This is a genomic window from Pseudomonas fluorescens, assembly GCF_001708445.1.
In the GTDB taxonomy this organism is placed as follows: domain Bacteria; phylum Pseudomonadota; class Gammaproteobacteria; order Pseudomonadales; family Pseudomonadaceae; genus Aquipseudomonas; species Aquipseudomonas gorinensis.
This window is the reverse complement of record NZ_CP015637.1, coordinates 1,515,478-1,530,613: the sequence shown is the minus strand read 5'-3', so window position 1 is coordinate 1,530,613 and position 15,136 is coordinate 1,515,478. Positions and strand designations below refer to the sequence as shown.

The 15,136-nt window shown below is 61.8% G+C and carries 13 protein-coding genes; 5 read left to right on the top strand and 8 right to left on the bottom strand.

The annotated features are described in order from the left end of the window. The first annotated feature begins 52 nt into the window (after positions 1–52). Together A7317_RS06815 and A7317_RS06810 are read left to right on the top strand one after the other, a co-directional pair. Positions 53–2,611 carry a TonB-dependent receptor gene (locus A7317_RS06815; protein ID WP_069075430.1) on the top strand — a complete coding sequence of 853 codons (2,559 nt, stop codon included), beginning with the start codon at positions 53–55 and terminating at the stop codon, positions 2,609–2,611. A 458-nt stretch (positions 2,612–3,069) separates the two neighbouring features. Continuing rightward, positions 3,070–3,984 carry a DMT family transporter gene (locus A7317_RS06810; RefSeq protein WP_069075429.1) on the top strand — a complete coding sequence of 305 codons (915 nt, stop codon included), beginning with the start codon at positions 3,070–3,072 and terminating at the stop codon, positions 3,982–3,984. 78 nt (positions 3,985–4,062) lie between these two features. On the opposite strand, the gene A7317_RS06805 is transcribed toward A7317_RS06810, so the two are convergent. The 4 genes from A7317_RS06805 to A7317_RS06790 form a co-directional block, all read right to left on the bottom strand. After that, positions 4,063–5,280: a class I SAM-dependent methyltransferase gene (locus tag A7317_RS06805; protein ID WP_069075428.1), complete on the bottom strand. Its 1,218-nt coding sequence runs from the start codon at positions 5,278–5,280 to the stop codon at positions 4,063–4,065. A 158-nt stretch (positions 5,281–5,438) separates the two neighbouring features. Further along, positions 5,439–6,056, bottom strand: a complete 618-nt coding sequence (locus A7317_RS06800; RefSeq protein WP_024073936.1) for a TPM domain-containing protein — start codon at positions 6,054–6,056, stop codon at positions 5,439–5,441. Between the two features lie 31 nt (positions 6,057–6,087). Further along, the gene (locus tag A7317_RS06795; RefSeq protein WP_069075427.1) at positions 6,088–6,813 is read right to left on the bottom strand and encodes a TPM domain-containing protein; all 726 of its coding nucleotides are present in this window, start codon (positions 6,811–6,813) and stop codon (positions 6,088–6,090) included. Positions 6,814–6,831: 18 nt separating this feature from the next. After that, on the bottom strand, positions 6,832–7,443 hold the full coding sequence (locus A7317_RS06790) for a LemA family protein (RefSeq protein WP_041160861.1): 612 nt from the start codon (positions 7,441–7,443) through the stop codon (positions 6,832–6,834). Between the two features lie 238 nt (positions 7,444–7,681). Between A7317_RS06790 and bglX the strand changes: the two genes are divergently transcribed. Continuing rightward, the gene (gene bglX / locus A7317_RS06785) at positions 7,682–9,973 is read left to right on the top strand and encodes a beta-glucosidase BglX (protein ID WP_069075426.1); all 2,292 of its coding nucleotides are present in this window, start codon (positions 7,682–7,684) and stop codon (positions 9,971–9,973) included. A gap of 128 nt (positions 9,974–10,101) precedes the next feature. On the opposite strand, the gene A7317_RS06780 is transcribed toward bglX, so the two are convergent. The 4 genes from A7317_RS06780 to A7317_RS06765 all read right to left on the bottom strand — a co-directional run bounded on the left by A7317_RS06780 (position 10,102) and on the right by A7317_RS06765 (position 13,344). Further along, positions 10,102–11,259 carry a phospholipase D-like domain-containing protein gene (locus A7317_RS06780; protein WP_024073932.1) on the bottom strand — a complete coding sequence of 386 codons (1,158 nt, stop codon included), beginning with the start codon at positions 11,257–11,259 and terminating at the stop codon, positions 10,102–10,104. Position 11,260: 1 nt separating this feature from the next. Next, positions 11,261–11,851 carry a YceI family protein gene (locus A7317_RS06775; RefSeq protein WP_069075425.1) on the bottom strand — a complete coding sequence of 197 codons (591 nt, stop codon included), beginning with the start codon at positions 11,849–11,851 and terminating at the stop codon, positions 11,261–11,263. A gap of 99 nt (positions 11,852–11,950) precedes the next feature. After that, complete coding sequence (locus tag A7317_RS06770) at positions 11,951–12,265, bottom strand: amidase (RefSeq protein WP_069075424.1); 315 nt, start codon at positions 12,263–12,265, stop codon at positions 11,951–11,953. After that, the gene (locus A7317_RS06765) at positions 12,262–13,344 is read right to left on the bottom strand and encodes a serine hydrolase domain-containing protein (protein ID WP_024073929.1); all 1,083 of its coding nucleotides are present in this window, start codon (positions 13,342–13,344) and stop codon (positions 12,262–12,264) included. Before A7317_RS06765 ends, A7317_RS06770 begins: the two co-directional genes overlap by 4 nt. Before the next feature lie 185 nt (positions 13,345–13,529). On the opposite strand from A7317_RS06765, the gene olsB reads away from it, so the two are divergent. Both olsB and A7317_RS06755 read left to right on the top strand, forming a co-directional pair. Beyond that, positions 13,530–14,285 (top strand): L-ornithine N(alpha)-acyltransferase, encoded by a 756-nt coding sequence (olsB, locus tag A7317_RS06760; protein WP_024073928.1) that lies wholly within the window; start codon positions 13,530–13,532, stop codon positions 14,283–14,285. Beyond that, entirely contained in the window at positions 14,285–15,076 is a 792-nt protein-coding gene (locus A7317_RS06755; RefSeq protein WP_041160860.1) for a lysophospholipid acyltransferase family protein, read from the top strand. Before olsB ends, A7317_RS06755 begins: the two co-directional genes overlap by 1 nt. Positions 15,077–15,136 lie beyond the last annotated feature (60 nt).

The window sequence follows — 15,136 nt, the reverse complement described above, 5'->3', positions numbered from 1 at the left end:
ACTGTGTTTGATACGCACACCTTTTTGGCTATTTGGCCACCCGGGGGATTTCATGTTTCGCGCGCCTTGCCACGCTTCGCACCTGTTGCTTCAACCGACCCTGCTTGCCACCTGCCTGGCGTTCAGCCTCACGGCCCAGGCCGAGTCGTTCACGCTGCACCTGCCGGCCCAGTCGCTGGCCACGTCACTGAGCGAGGTGGCGCAGCAGACGAAGATCCAGCTGCTGTTCGATGAAACACTGCTCAAGAACGTGCAGGCACAGGCCCTCAATGGTGACTTCACCCCGGAAGTGGCGATCCGCACCCTGCTGGCCCCTGGTGAATTCACCTTGATCAAGGTCGGCACTACCTACGTCGTACGCCCCGATGCGGGCAAGACTACCCAGAGCGGCGCGATCCAGCTGGACACCTTGAGCGTGATCGGCACGGGCAATGAAGTCGACTCCAGCACCGTGAACCGCTCCACCCTGAGCCAGGCCGACATCGACCGCTACCAAGCCAATAACATCCCCAGCCTGCTGCAGACCCTGCCTGGGGTCAGCCAGGGTGGCTCGCTGAAACCCGGTGGCCAGACCATCAACATCCGTGGTTTCGGCGATGCCGAGGATGTACCGATGACCGTCGACGGTGCCACCAAGAGCGGCTTCGAGCGCTACCAGCAAGGCACGGTATTTATCGAACCCGAGCTGATCAAAAGCATCGAGGTCGAGAAAGGCCCCAATTCGCCGTTTACCGGCAACGGCGGTTTTGGCGGCACGGTCAACATGACCACCAAGGACGCCCCGGACTTGCTCAAGGACGGTCGCAACAGCGGTGCGATGCTCAAGTACGGTTACTCCAGCAACGACCATGAACAGGTCTATAGCAGCGCCGTGTATGGCCGCACCGACGATGGCCGGTTCGATGCGCTGGCTTACCTGACCCAACGCGACGGTGGTGACATGAAGGTGGCCGCCAAGCTGCCCAATGAGAACAACCAGTACCCGATCAACCCCCAACGCCTGCCTAACACCGCCCAGGACGTGGACGGCAAGCTGTTCAAGGTCAATGCCCACTTCACCGATGAACACAGTCTCGGCCTGTCGTACTCGCGTTCCCACAGCAATCGCTGGACACCCTTTTCCGCCGCGAGCTACCCGACACCGCCGACCCAGGCCAACATCAACCGCTACGGCTACGAAGGCGCGTTGAAGCGCTTTCTGGCACACCGCGACACCGTCGACACCACCTGGTCGGGCAAGTATGAATACCAACCCTTGGACAACCCGCTGGTGGACTTGACCGTCAAGTACTCTCAGTCCAACACCGAGCAGACTGACGAGCGCGACGCCACGGCGTTTTTCCAGTTGGCCACGGGTGGGCGCAAGATGGACACGTCCTACACCGACAAGAACCTCGACATCCGTAACGTCAGCCTGTTTGACACCGGGCCGTTGCAGCATGCGGTGACTATCGGTGGGCAGTTGCGCAAGCACATCCGCGAAACCGAGATGTGGATGCCAGGCACCACCTACAACACGCCACGCTACAACTATGGGCACTTTCAACCGGGCTTCATGCCCCACGGCAAGGTGGATACCAACAGTTTCTTCATCCAGGACGCGGTGACCCTGGGCGATGTGACGATCACCCCGTCGCTGCGCTACGACCATGTACGCAATCGCGGCGAGGCCAACGATGCACCGTACTACAGCAACCCCGACCCCGCCGTCGGCCATGACTACAGCGATCGCACCTACACCGGCTGGTCGCCGCGCCTGGCGTTGTTCTGGACGGTGACCCCGAACGTCGGCCTGTTCGCCAACTGGAGCCAGACCTGGCGGGCGCCAGTGATCGACGAGCAATACGAAGTGCAGGGCCTGGGCAACCGCACAGCCACCAGCGTCGACCTCGACCCGGAGCGCATCACCTCGATCACCCTGGGTAACATCACCCGCTTCGACAACCTGATCGCCCAGGATGACAACCTGCAACTGCGCACCACTCTGTTCCACAACAAAGTCGAAGACGAAATCTTCAAGGCCACGGGCGTGGGCTGCCAGAACCAGGCCATCAACGGCGGCACAATTGCCAACGCTTGCCCACCGGGGGCGATGTCCAACTACCGCAATATCGGCGCGCTGACCATCAAGGGCTTCGAGTTCGAAACGATCTATAACTCCACCTACCTGTTCGGCTCGGCATCGTTCGCCTATGCCACCGGCCAACACGAGGGTGCCTATACCAACCCTTGGGGCCCGGATGTGGCGGCCCGCGATATTCCGCCGACCAAGTGGGTGCTGCTGGTGGGGACCCACATCCCGGCCTGGGATGCCCAGGTGGGGTGGACGGGGCAGTTCATCGGCGCAACCACTCGCCTGCCCAGCGACAAATACTCCGGCGGCCCCGGCAGCAGTGTCGGCGACTTGTTCTACGACCAGTATGGCAATAAGCGCTACAACACCCAGGGCCTGTTCGCGAAATGGGCACCGCAACAGGCTTACCTGAAAGGCACCGAGGTGAACTTCACCGTGGACAACCTGTTCAACAACAACTTCCGTCCGGCGCTGAGCGGTGATCGTGCCTACACCAAAGGGCGCGATGCCAAGATCAGCGTCACACGTTTCTTCTGAAGACTGGCACTGCAACTGTGGAGAGCGGGCCTGTTGTGGCGAGCGGGCTTGTTGTGGCGAGCGGGCTTGCCCCGCGTTGGGCTGCGGAGCAGCCCCATTACAGGCGATGTGTTTTTAACTGACACACCGCGGTGCCTGGTTTTGGGGCCGCTTCGCAGCCCAACGCGGGGCAAGCCCGCTCGCCACAGGTGACCTGTTTGCCCGTTCCATCTCTTCCACAGGTGACCTGTTTGCCCGCTCTATCTCTTAACTGACTGGCATTAGGGCTTGCCCGCGATACAGGCGACGCGGTTTATCAGTAAGTCTGCGGTGCGCCCATCGCAGACTCACTGAAACTCGACAGCGCCCACACAACAGCAACTGTACGGATAAATCCGCACCCAGCTGTAGGCCCGCAATCGCCGGGGGTTGTGGCTAGATGGGCTTCCCTTGAAGCCCTCTAGATTTCGGTTCTCCCCATGAGCTCGCGCGAAAACACCGGCATGGCCCTCGGCCTGCTGGGCGTCATCATCTTCAGCCTGACCCTGCCCTTCACCCGCATCGTGGTGCAGGAAATCCACCCGTTGCTCAACGGCCTGGGCCGTGCGTTGTTCGCGGCGATTCCGGCGGCGGCGCTGTTGCTGTGGCGCCGCGAGCGTTGGCCAACCTGGCGCCAGGTGCGCGGTTTGTGCCTGGTGATCGCAGGCGTGATCCTCGGTTTCCCGGTGCTGTCAGCCTGGGCCATGCAAACGTTACCGGCCTCCCATGGCGCGCTGGTCAACGGCCTGCAACCACTGTGCGTGGCCTTGTATGCAGCGTGGCTGTCCCATGAGCGGCCGTCGAAAGCCTTCTGGGCCTGCGCCGCACTGGGCAGCGCGTTGGTATTGAGCTATGCGCTGATTACCGGTGCCGGCAGCATTCAAGCCGGCGATCTGTTGATGCTCGGCGCCATTGCGGTGGGCGGCCTGGGTTATGCCGAAGGCGGTCGGCTGGCCAAGGAGATGGGCGGGTGGCAGGTCATCTGCTGGGCGCTGGTACTGTCGACCCCGGTGCTGATCGGCCCGGTGTGGTACCTGGCGGCGCAGCACCAGGGCGCGATTTCGATGCGCACCTGGTGGGCGTTCGGCTATGTGTCGCTGTTCTCGCAGTTCCTGGGATTCTTTGCCTGGTACGCCGGGTTGGCCATGGGCGGCATTGCGCGGGTCAGCCAGATTCAGCTGCTGCAGATCTTCTTCACCATTGCATTTTCGGCGTTGTTCTTTGGTGAACATATCGAGCCGATTACCTGGGTGTTTGCCTGTGGGGTCATCGTCACGGTGATGCTCGGGCGCAAGACCGCGGTGCAGGCTGCGCCAGCCCCCTGTAGGAGCGAGCTTGCTCGCGAAGGTCGCTAACGATAACGCGGGAAACCTGAAAGCCTGCGGTGCTCTCAGGCTTTTCGCGAGCAAGCTCGCTCCTACAGGGGGCGGCGGTCAGATCAGGTAGCCATCCGCGCGCAGCAGGGTTTCCAGGCAGTGTTCGGAGATGTGATAGAACGCCTTCAACTCCTGGATTCTCTCCAGCAACTGCGCGTTGTCCACCGGCTCCGCACGCTTGATCGCCAGGATCATCTTGTTCTTGTTGGTGTGTTCCAGGGAGATGAACTCGAACACCTTGGTCTCATAACCACAGGCTTCAAGGAACAAGGCGCGCAGGCTGTCGGTGACCATTTCCGCCTGCTGGCCCAGGTGCAACCCGTATTGCAGCATAGGCTTTAACAGCACCGGGCTCTGGATCTGCAGGCGAATCTGTTTGTGGCAGCACGGCGAGCACATGATGATCGACGCACCGGAACGAATACCGGTGTGGATGGCGTAATCCGTGGCGATGTCGCAGGCGTGCAGGGCGATCATGACGTCCAGCTCGCTCGGTGCCACGCTGCGCACGTCACCGCACTTGAACACCAGCCCTGGGTGGTCCAGGCGCGCAGCGGCGGTGTTGCACAAGGTCACCATGTCTTCGCGCAATTCAACGCCAGTGACCTCAGCCTCGACATTGAGCGTGTTGCGCAAGTAGTCATGGATGGCGAACGTCAGGTAACCCTTGCCCGAACCGAAATCAGCGACGCGCACCGGCCCGTCCAGCCGCAGCGGTGACGAGGTCAGCGCATGGCTGAACACTTCGATGAACTTGTTGATCTGCTTCCACTTGCGCGACATCGACGGGATCAGCGCGTGCTTGGCGTCGGTCACGCCCAGGTCGAAGAGGAACGGTCGGCTCAACTCGAGGAAACGATGCTTCTCGCGGTTATGCTCGGCCGACGGCGCTTCGCGCAATTGCTGGGGTTTGCTTTTGAACAGCGAGCTTTTGTTCTTTTTGCTGTATTCGAGCTGGGCTTCGTCGGTCAGTGCCAGCAAGTGAGCGTTCTTGAACGAAGCCGGCAACAGCTCGGCAATCGCCGCCACGCCATCGGCCACCGGGAAGTTCTTGGTGATGTCGCGGGTCTTGTAGCGGTATACGAAGGACAGGCACGGCTGTTCCTTGACCGTCACCGGCTTGATGATCAGCCGTTGCAGCTCGGCGTCCTCACCCACGTACTTGGCCAGCACCAGCTTGATAAAAGCGTCGTGCTGAAGGCTTGCGCTCAGCAGTTCGATGAACTGGGCATGATGATCCGGCGCAGGGCGGGCAGGTTGAGCGGTAACGGACATGAACAAAAACGCCTCGGGCAGGGAATGCCGGGCATTTTAGGGGGGATGGGGGTTTAGGGCACGGGGTTATTTGATCAACGGTACTGCGCCTGACCACTTGGGACCCAATGTGGGAGGGGCAAGCCCTCCCCCACATTTGATCTCCAGTGTTGGATGTTCTATTCGAGCACGACCAGGCGGTTGGGCAGTTCATTACGTGTCTGAGTCACCGGCACATGCACCTTGAGCAACTCGCCACACGCCTCGATACAAGCAATAAACCCAGCCAGCGTCTGCCCCTGTTTGACCTGCTGGGTAAACGCCTTGACGATCCCCTCCCAATGGCTGTCATCCAAACGGCTGGAGATGCCATCGTCCACCAGGATTTCCACATAACGCTCGGCCTCGCTGACAAAAATCAGCACCCCGGTGCTGCCCAGCGTGTGGTGCAGGTTCTGCTCCAGGAACTGCCGGCGCGCCAGGTTCGACGCGCGCCAATGGCGCACCGAACGCGGGATCAGGCGCGTGGTGACCTTGGGCAGGCGAAACACCAGGCACAGCACGATGAACGTCGCCCATTGCGCCAGCAGCAAGGTGTACATGGTCAGGTAGCCCGACAGGTAATGCACCACACCCGGCACCACCAACGCGATCAGGCTGGCCCACAGCAATGGGATATAGGCGTAATCGTCGGCACGGGCAGCCAGCACGGTCACCAGTTCGGCGTCGGTGGTTTTTTCGACCCGGGCGATCGCTTCGGCGACCTGGCGCTGCTCGTGTTCAGTCAGTAATGCCATGGTTGTAGATGCTCTTTTCTAGTTATTGTCATTACCAGCCGCCCGACGCGCCGCCGCCGCCGAAGCCACCACCGCCGCCTCGGAAACCCCCACCGCCACCGCCCCCACCGCCGCGTCCACTGCTGCTGAGGATCGCGAGCAGGATCGCCCCCACCGGCAGGCCCAGGCGATTGCACAACCACAACACGCCGATCAGCAGGACAAACAAGCCGATGGAAAACCCGGGATTATCCTTGGCAAAGTTGGCATCCGCCACATGGGCCGGCACTGCCAGTGGCTGACCGCCCACCACCTGGATCATGGCGGCTACGCCGTCGCTGATACCCTGGCTGAAATTGCCGGCCTTGAACTTGGGCGTGATCACCTGGTTGATGATCACCCAGGACTGCGCATCGGTCAGCGTACCTTCCAGGCCGTAACCGACTTCGATGCGTAACTTGCGCTCATCGCGGGCAACGATCAACAACGCGCCGTTGTCCTTGCCCTTCTGGCCAATACCCCACTGGCGGCCCAATTGGTAACCGTAGTCCTCAATGGGCACGCCTTGCAGGTCGGGCACCGTGACCACCACGATCTGGTCGCCGGTGGTTTGCTCCAGCGCCTGCAACTGCTCGGTCAATTGCTGGCGCGTCGCCGGGTCGAGCATCTGGGCGTTATCCACCACCCGCCCGGTCAGTGCCGGGAAGGTCAACGCCGCCTGGGCCGAAGCGACGCATGCCAGCAACCACAGCGCCAGGCCTATCCGTAATAAACGCATCGACACCTCAATGCAGCCTTATTTGAACTTCACTTGCGGCGCTTTATCGGCATCGGCACTGGTGGCTTCAAACGTGGCGCGGATCGGCAGGTCGCTGTACATCACGCTGTGCCACAGGCGGCCAGGGAAGGTGCGGATCTCGGTGTTGTAGGCCTGCACCGCCTGGATAAAGTCGCGACGCGCCACGGCGATACGGTTTTCCGTGCCTTCCAACTGGGATTGCAGGGCCAGGAAGTTCTGGTTGGCCTTCAGGTCTGGGTAGCGCTCGGACACCACCATCAAGCGGCTGAGCGCACTGCTCAAACCGTCCTGGGCTTGCTGGAACTGCTTGAGTTTTTCCGGGTTATCCAGGGTACTGGCATCCACCTGGATCGAGGTGGCCTTGGCCCGCGCCTCAATCACCGCAGTGAGGGTGTCCTGCTCATGGGTGGCATAGCCCTTGACCACTTCCACCAGGTTGGGGATCAAGTCGGCACGCCGTTGATACTGGTTCTGCACCTGGCCCCAGGCCGCCTTGGCCTGCTCATCCAGGGTCGGAATGGTATTGATACCGCAACCGCTCAGCACGCTGCTGATCAATAACAACGCCGCGGCTTTCAAGCCCCAGCGGTAACCTTGTGCTGCTTGCATGGTGTTTCTCCTGGCCAATCTTGATGGAATTTGACGACTAACCCTATAAACCGCGCGCTTGGGGCATAATCCGCCACCACTGGAATGCATCGAGCCAATCAGCTACAAAGATGCCCAGCGCGAAAAAGAGTTCAGAGTGTGCTGCATTTATCTGAACAACACCCGAACAACAATAGACGCTCCCCACATTTTGGCCGATCAGCGCTAGCGCTGTGCAGTGAGCCGAAAAAGGATATTCATGAAGAAGCTGTGTTTGCTCGGCCTTGTTGCCGCTCTGGCCACCCACCCCGTCTGGGCAGAAACAAAGCCTGCTGCGCTTAAAGACAAGGACGCCTTCGTCAGCGACCTGCTCAAGCAGATGACCCTCGATGAAAAAATCGGCCAATTGCGCCTGATCAGCATCGGCCCCGAAATGCCCCGTGAGCTGATCCGCAAGGAAATTGCCGCCGGCCGCATCGGTGGCACGTTCAACTCCATCACGCGCCCGGAAAACCGTCCGATGCAGGACGCGGCCATGCGCAGCCGGTTGAAGATCCCGATGTTTTTCGCCTATGACGTGATCCACGGCCACCGCACGATCTTCCCGATCAGCCTGGCCCTGGCCTCCAGCTGGGACATGGACGCCATCGGCCGGTCCGGGCGCATTGCCGCCCAGGAAGCCGCCGCCGACAGCCTGGACATCACCTTCGCGCCGATGGTCGACATCTCCCGCGACCCGCGCTGGGGCCGTACCTCCGAAGGCTTCGGCGAAGACACCTACCTGGTCTCGCGCATCGCCGAAGTGATGGTCAAGGCATTCCAGGGCACCAGCCCCGCGAATGCCGACAGCATCATGGCCAGCGTCAAGCACTTCGCCCTGTATGGCGCCGTGGAAGGCGGGCGCGACTACAACGTGGTCGACATGAGCCCGGTCAAGATGTACCAGGACTACCTGCCCCCGTACCACGCGGCGATCAAGGCCGGTTCCGGCGGCGTGATGGTGGCGCTCAACTCGATCAACGGCGTACCCGCCACCGCCAACACCTGGCTGATGAACGACCTGTTGCGCAAGGACTGGGGCTTCAAGGGCCTGGCCGTCAGCGACCACGGTGCGATCTTCGAGCTGATCAAGCACGGCGTGGCCAAGGACGGGCGTGAAGCCGCCAAGCTGGCGATCAAGGCCGGCATCGACATGAGCATGAACGACTCGCTGTACGGCAAGGAATTGCCAGGGCTGCTCAAGTCCGGTGAGATCGAGCAAAGCGACATCGACAACGCCGTGCGCGAGGTGCTTGGCGCCAAGTACGACATGGGCCTGTTCAAAGACCCGTACCTGCGTATCGGCAAGGCCGAGGACGACCCGGCCGACACCTATGCCGAAAGCCGCCTGCACCGCGCCGAAGCGCGTGACGTGGCGCGCCGCAGCATGGTCTTGCTGAAGAACCAGAACGGTACCCTGCCGCTGAAGAAATCCGCGACCATTGCCCTGGTGGGTCCATTGGCCAAGGCGCCCATCGACATGATGGGCAGCTGGGCCGCCGCCGGTAAGCCGGCACAATCGGTGACCCTGCTCGACGGCCTCAACGCGGTGATCGGCGAAAAAGGCAAGATCATCTATGCCCGTGGCGCCAACATCACCAATGACAAGGCCGTGGTCGACTACCTCAACTTCCTCAATTTCGATGCCCCGGAAGTGGTGGATGACACGCGCCCTGCCCAGGTGATGATCGATGAAGCGGTCAAGGCCGCCAAGGATGCCGATGTGGTGGTCGCCGCCGTGGGTGAATCCCGTGGCATGTCCCACGAATCGTCGAGCCGCACCGACCTGAATATCCCGCAAAGCCAGCGCGACCTGATCAAGGCGCTCAAGGCCACCGGCAAGCCATTGGTGCTGGTACTGATGAACGGCCGCCCGCTGTCGATTCTCGAAGAGAACCAGCAAGCCGACGCGATCCTGGAAACCTGGTTCGCCGGCACCGAGGGCGGCAATGCCATCGCCGACGTGCTGTTCGGTGACTACAACCCGTCGGGCAAGCTGCCGATCACCTTCCCACGTTCGGTGGGGCAGATTCCGACCTACTACAACCACCTGACCATTGGCCGGCCCTTCACCCCAGGCAAGCCGGGCAACTACACCTCGCAGTACTTCGATGACACCACTGGGCCCCTGTTCCCGTTCGGTTATGGCCTGAGCTACACCACGTTCAGCCTCTCGGACATGGCGCTGTCTTCCACCACCCTGAACAAGACCGGCAAGCTCGACGCCAGTGTCACCGTGACCAACACCGGCAAGGTGGACGGCGAAACCGTGGTGCAGTTGTATATCCAGGACGTGGCCGGCTCAATGATCCGCCCGATCAAGGAGCTGAAGAACTTCCAGAAAATCATGCTCAAGGCCGGTGAAGAGCGCACGCTGCACTTCACCATCACCGAGGAAGACCTGAAGTTCTACAACACCCAGCTCAAGTTCGCAGCGGAGCCGGGCGAGTTCAATGTCCAGATCGGGCTGGATTCCCAGGATGTGCAGCAGCAGACCTTCGAACTGCTCTGACACCTGACACGGTCAAAAAATGTGGGAGGGGGCTTGCCCCCGATTTCGGTGTATCAGCCAGCAGATCTGTCGCTGAATCACCGCTATCGGGGGCAAGCCCCCTCCCCCATTTGATCTCAGTGTTCTTGCTAGCCGCGCCGATCCAGCACGTTCACCACCAAGCGATCAATCCAGCCCCACACCCGCTGCTTCACCCGCCGCCACAACGGCCGCGATTTCCACGCTTCCAGGCTCACCGCCTGGCTCTGGGTAAAATCCCGCTCGAAGCTGTCCACCACGTCCCGCGTCAACTCAGGGTCCAACGCTTCCAGGTTGGCTTCCAGGTTGAAGCGCAGGTTCCAGTGGTCGAAATTGCATGAGCCGATGCTGACCCAGTCATCCACCAACACCATCTTCAGGTGCAGGAAGCACGGCTGGTACTCGAATATCTGCACACCCGAGCGCAGCAGGCGCGGGTAATAACGGTGCCCGGCATAGCGTACGGAGGGGTGATCGGTGCGTGGCCCGGTGAGCAGCAGACGCACATCGACCCCGCGTCCCGCCGCTCGGCGCAAGGCACGGCGTACCCCCCAGGTGGGCAGGAAGTACGGGGTGGCCAACCAGATGCGGTGCTTGCCGCTGTTCAAGGCGCGAATCAACGATTGCAGGATGTCGCGGTGCTGGCGCGCATCGGCATACGCCACGCGCCCCAGGCCTGGCCCCGTCGCGGGCACCTTGGGCAGGCGCGGCAAACCGAAATGAGTGGCGGGCTTCCACTCCCGGCGCGCGCTGTTCGCGTGCCATTGCCGGTCGAACAACGCCTGCCAATCCAGCACCAGCGGCCCGCTGATCTGCACCATCACTTCATGCCAGTCAGCGGTGTCTTGCCCTGGGGTCCAGAATTCATCGGTCACGCCCGTGCCGCCGACCACGGCGATTTGCTGGTCGATCAGCAACAGCTTGCGGTGGTCGCGATACAGGTTGCGCATCCAGCGCCGCCAGCTCAAGCGATTGTAAAAGCGCAGTTCCACCCCGGCATCCGTCAAGCGTTTGCGCAACCCGAGGGTAAACGCCAGGCTGCCGTAATCATCAAACAAGCAACGCACCCGCACGCCACGCCCAGCCGCCAACACCAGCGCCTGCACCATGGCTTCGGCGCAGGCCCCGGCTTCCACCAGGTACAGCTCCAGCTCCACCTGACGCTCTGCCCGGGCAATGCCCACCAGCATCTGCGGAAAAAACTGCGGGCCGTCGATCAACAACTCGAACCGGTTGGCGCTGCGCCACGGGAACACTGCGCCGCTCACGTCAGCGCGCCGTAAAGATCAGCACCGCACCCACCGGCACCGACAAACTGATCGACTTGAGCCCAGCCACCTTGCGCAATGCCGCCACACCGGGTGCCAGGTCGAAATCCTCGGCGTGCAACACCAACGGTTCCAGGGTGACCACCTGGAAACGCCGGTCATCCAGGCGCGTGGCCAGCAGCTCGGCGTTGTAGGTCTGGGTCTTGCCATGCAACGTGACGCTCATGGGCAGGCGCAATTCCAATTGCGCGCCAGGGGCCAGGTCATTGATGGGTTGCAGGTTGATCTGCGCACTGATCAGCGCTTCAGGGAAGGTCTTGATCTCGAACAGTTGATTGCGCATGCGCTCATCACGCAGCGGGATGCCACTGCTGACCGATTCCAGCTCCACCTCCAATTGCGCAGCGCCCTTGCTGTCGACCTTGCCGTGCAGCACCAGGAAGCGCTGCACCTCGGCGATCTCGGTGTTTTTGGTGGTGACGAACGACAGGCGTGAGGATTCGTTATCCAGGTACCAGTCGGCATGGGCAGGCACTGCGGCAGCGGCCAGCACGGCGAAGGCCAGGGGTTTGATGACAGACGCGTTGAACATTAAGGACTCGTGGGGCGAAAAACCTGAACGAACCTTAACTGTGCCGCCTGCCGGGCGCAATGTAACTGACACAGCCGCCCCCACATCGGGTATGACGTTTCAGGGGATGAGGCGGCACCCCTGGTGTTCGCCCAACCATCTGGCGGTATGGGTACGCCCCAATCCACTGGCGGTGACTTCACTGCGCTTCGGGTCATCGGTGAACGCACTGATCGGCACGTACTGCTTCACATACCCCCGGCAATACTCGGCTGGATTGTCCGCCACATACCGGCACGAGCAGTACTCCTTGGCCGTATACGCCGCGATGATGTCGGGGAAGGCTTGCAGGTTGACGCGCTCGTGCCAGACCCAGCCCAACAGGGCAAGCAACAGCACGAGAAAAAGGCTGGTGAACGGCCGACGACGAATCATGGTTGCACCGCCGCAAGCACGCGCTTGAGCAGTTCGTTATGGCGATAGCTGCCGTCGCGATCATCGCCATAGCGCACGATCACCAGGTGCTCATCCGGCATCACATACAGCGCCTGCCCCCAGTGCCCGAGGGCGGCGAAGGTATCGGCGGGGGCATCGGGCCAGGGTCGGGCAGCGCCCTGCACTTCGCGATTAAGCCACCAATGGCCGCCGGGGACGGCTTCGTCCTGGCCGGCCTTGTATGGGTCGAAAGGTTTACGGTTGAAAGCAACCCAGTCTTCGGGCAGCAATTGTTGATCGCCCCAGCGGCCGTCGCGCGCCATCAGCAGGCCGACGCGCGCCAGGTCGCGCGCGGTGAGGTAGGCGTAGGACGAGGCGACAAAGGTTTCGTCGGCATCGGTTTCCCAGGTGGCGTTGTGAATACCCAACGGCTTGAACAACGCATCCCAGGGGTAACTCATGTAGGCCTTGTGGCCGAGCATCCCTTTGAGGGCCGCGGACAATAGGTTGCTGTCGCCGCTGGAGTAACGGAAGACCCGGCCCGGTGCACTGGCGGCGTCCATGCCGGCGGTGAATTCCGCCATGTCGGCGCGGCCACGGGTATAGAGCATCGCGACGACCGAGGATTTCAGCGGGGCGAACTCGTAGTCTTCCTGCCAATCCAGGCCCGAGGCCCAGTGCAGCAGGTCGGCCATGCTGACCGTCGGGTGCTGTTTCATTGGCGGATAGAAGCGCGCCACCGGGTCAGTCAACTTGAAGCGTTTTTCGCCATAGGCCACGCCGAGCACCGTCGCCATCAGGCTTTTGCTGACCGACCAGGTCAAGTGCGGCGTGCTCGCGGTGGTGGGTTCGGCGTAGCGCTCATAGACGACTGCGCCATCGCGAATCACCAGCAGCGCGTCGGTTCGAATACCTTGGCGATGGGTGTCGTCACGCGCGGGGAATGCATAGGCATTCAAGGCATCGACAGCAGGACCGGAGAGCGGCGGGGCCTTGGCCCACTCCTTGTCAGGCCAGGTTTCAGCATGGGCAGTAACGGTGACTGACAGCAGGGCAACGCACAACAGGCCTCGGACCATGGACACAAACTCAAGGGGGCGTTCAAGCCCGCGAGCCTAGCCGAGGCCGATGACAGATTGGCGACACGGAGGGCTGTCATCTAAGCGTCACCGGAACTTCATGGAGATGACACCGAGCCTACATAGCCTGAGTTTGGACAAACAAGTCGACCGGCCGAAAGGTGGCTGGCACTCGGAGATTCGCCATGACTCAGATCGCCCGCATCAGCGACACCGGCAATGAACGCCGTCTGCAAGCCGAACGCCTGGTTGGCGCAAAGGCCTTGCAGGAAGCCCAGGCCCTGCGGTTCAACGTGTTCAGCGGCGAATTCAACGCCAAGCTGAAAGGCGCGGAATTGGGGCTGGACATGGATGACTATGATGTTCACTGCAGCCACATCGGCGTGCGGGATTTGAACAGCGGTCGACTGGTCGCCACCACCCGTTTACTCGACCACCAGGCCGCCAGCAGCCTGGGTCGGTTCTACAGCGAAGAAGAATTCAGCCTGCATGGCCTCCTGCATTTACAGGGCCCGATCCTGGAAATCGGTCGCACCTGTGTCGACCCCGCCTACCGCAACGGCGGCACCATCGCCGTGTTATGGGGCGAGTTGGCCGAGGTGCTTAACCAGGGCGGCTACAGCTACCTGATGGGGTGTGCGAGCATCCCGATGCACGACGGCGGCATCCAGGCCCACGCCATCATGCAACGCCTGCGCGAACGCTACCTGTGCAACGAACATCTGCGCGCCGAGCCGAAAAAACCTCTGCCGGCGCTGGATCTGCCGTCCAACGTGATCGCGGAAATGCCACCGCTGCTCAAGGCCTATATGCGCCTGGGTGCGAAGATCTGCGGCGAGCCGTGCTGGGATGAGGATTTCCAAGTGGCCGACGTGTTTATCCTGCTCAAGCGCGATGAACTGTGCCCGCGTTACGCACGCCACTTCAAGGCGGCCATGTGATGCGCCGCCTGCGCGTGTACGGGCGCATCGCCCGCGTGCTGCTGGTGGTGGCGCTGGGCTTGAGCATGGCCAGTGTGTTTGGTGTGTTCGAGCGCCTGGGCGTGGCTAACTCGATGGTGCGGCGCCAACGTTGGTCGCGGTTCTTTATGGCGCGATTGACCAATGCCCTGCCCTTTCGGGTGACGGTGCACGGCGAGTTGCCGCAGACACCGATGCTGTGGGTGAGCAATCACGTGTCGTGGACCGATATCCCGCTGCTGGGCATGGTCACGCCGATGTCGTTTTTGTCCAAGGCCGAAGTGCGCACCTGGCCGGTGGCCGGCTGGTTGGCGGCGAAGGCCGGTAGCTTATTTATCCGTCGCGGTTCGGGCGACAGCCAGTTGATCCGCAAGCAAATGACCCGCCACCTGGAGCAACAGCACCCGCTGCTTATGTTCCCCGAAGGCACCACCACCGACGGGCGCAGCCTGCGTACCTTTCACGGGCGCTTGCTGGCCAGTGCGATCGATGCCGATGTATCGCTGCAACCGGTGGCGATCCGTTATCTGCGCGACGGGCAAGTGGACCCGCTGGCACCGTTTATTGGCGATGATGATTTGCTCTCGCACCTGATGCGCCTGTTCGGCAATGACCAGGGCGACGTGGAGATCCATGTGCTCAAGCCGATTGCCTGCGCCGGGCAGGAACGCGCGGCGCTGGCGTTCCAGGCGCAGCAGGCGGTGCAGAAGGCATTGTTTGGGGCCCTGCCGGAAACAGAACAGATTGCGGTTCGGCCGGCCTTCGCGGCCTGAAGCGGGCACGGGCAACAATGTGGGAGGGGGCTTGCCCCCGATGGCAGTGTGTCAGTCAAC

Coding starts and splice junctions, on each gene's coding strand:
- olsB (WP_024073928.1), top strand. CDS start 13,530: ATGACTCAGATCGCCCGCATCAGCGACACCGGCAATGAACGCCGTCTG.
- A7317_RS06775 (WP_069075425.1), bottom strand. CDS start 11,851: ATGTTCAACGCGTCTGTCATCAAACCCCTGGCCTTCGCCGTGCTGGCC.
- A7317_RS06795 (WP_069075427.1), bottom strand. CDS start 6,813: ATGCGTTTATTACGGATAGGCCTGGCGCTGTGGTTGCTGGCATGCGTC.
- A7317_RS06790 (WP_041160861.1), bottom strand. CDS start 7,443: ATGCAAGCAGCACAAGGTTACCGCTGGGGCTTGAAAGCCGCGGCGTTG.
- A7317_RS06815 (WP_069075430.1), top strand. CDS start 53: ATGTTTCGCGCGCCTTGCCACGCTTCGCACCTGTTGCTTCAACCGACC.
- A7317_RS06770 (WP_069075424.1), bottom strand. CDS start 12,265: ATGATTCGTCGTCGGCCGTTCACCAGCCTTTTTCTCGTGCTGTTGCTT.
- A7317_RS06810 (WP_069075429.1), top strand. CDS start 3,070: ATGAGCTCGCGCGAAAACACCGGCATGGCCCTCGGCCTGCTGGGCGTC.
- A7317_RS06800 (WP_024073936.1), bottom strand. CDS start 6,056: ATGGCATTACTGACTGAACACGAGCAGCGCCAGGTCGCCGAAGCGATC.
- A7317_RS06805 (WP_069075428.1), bottom strand. CDS start 5,280: ATGTCCGTTACCGCTCAACCTGCCCGCCCTGCGCCGGATCATCATGCC.
- A7317_RS06755 (WP_041160860.1), top strand. CDS start 14,285: ATGCGCCGCCTGCGCGTGTACGGGCGCATCGCCCGCGTGCTGCTGGTG.
- bglX (WP_069075426.1), top strand. CDS start 7,682: ATGAAGAAGCTGTGTTTGCTCGGCCTTGTTGCCGCTCTGGCCACCCAC.
- A7317_RS06765 (WP_024073929.1), bottom strand. CDS start 13,344: ATGGTCCGAGGCCTGTTGTGCGTTGCCCTGCTGTCAGTCACCGTTACT.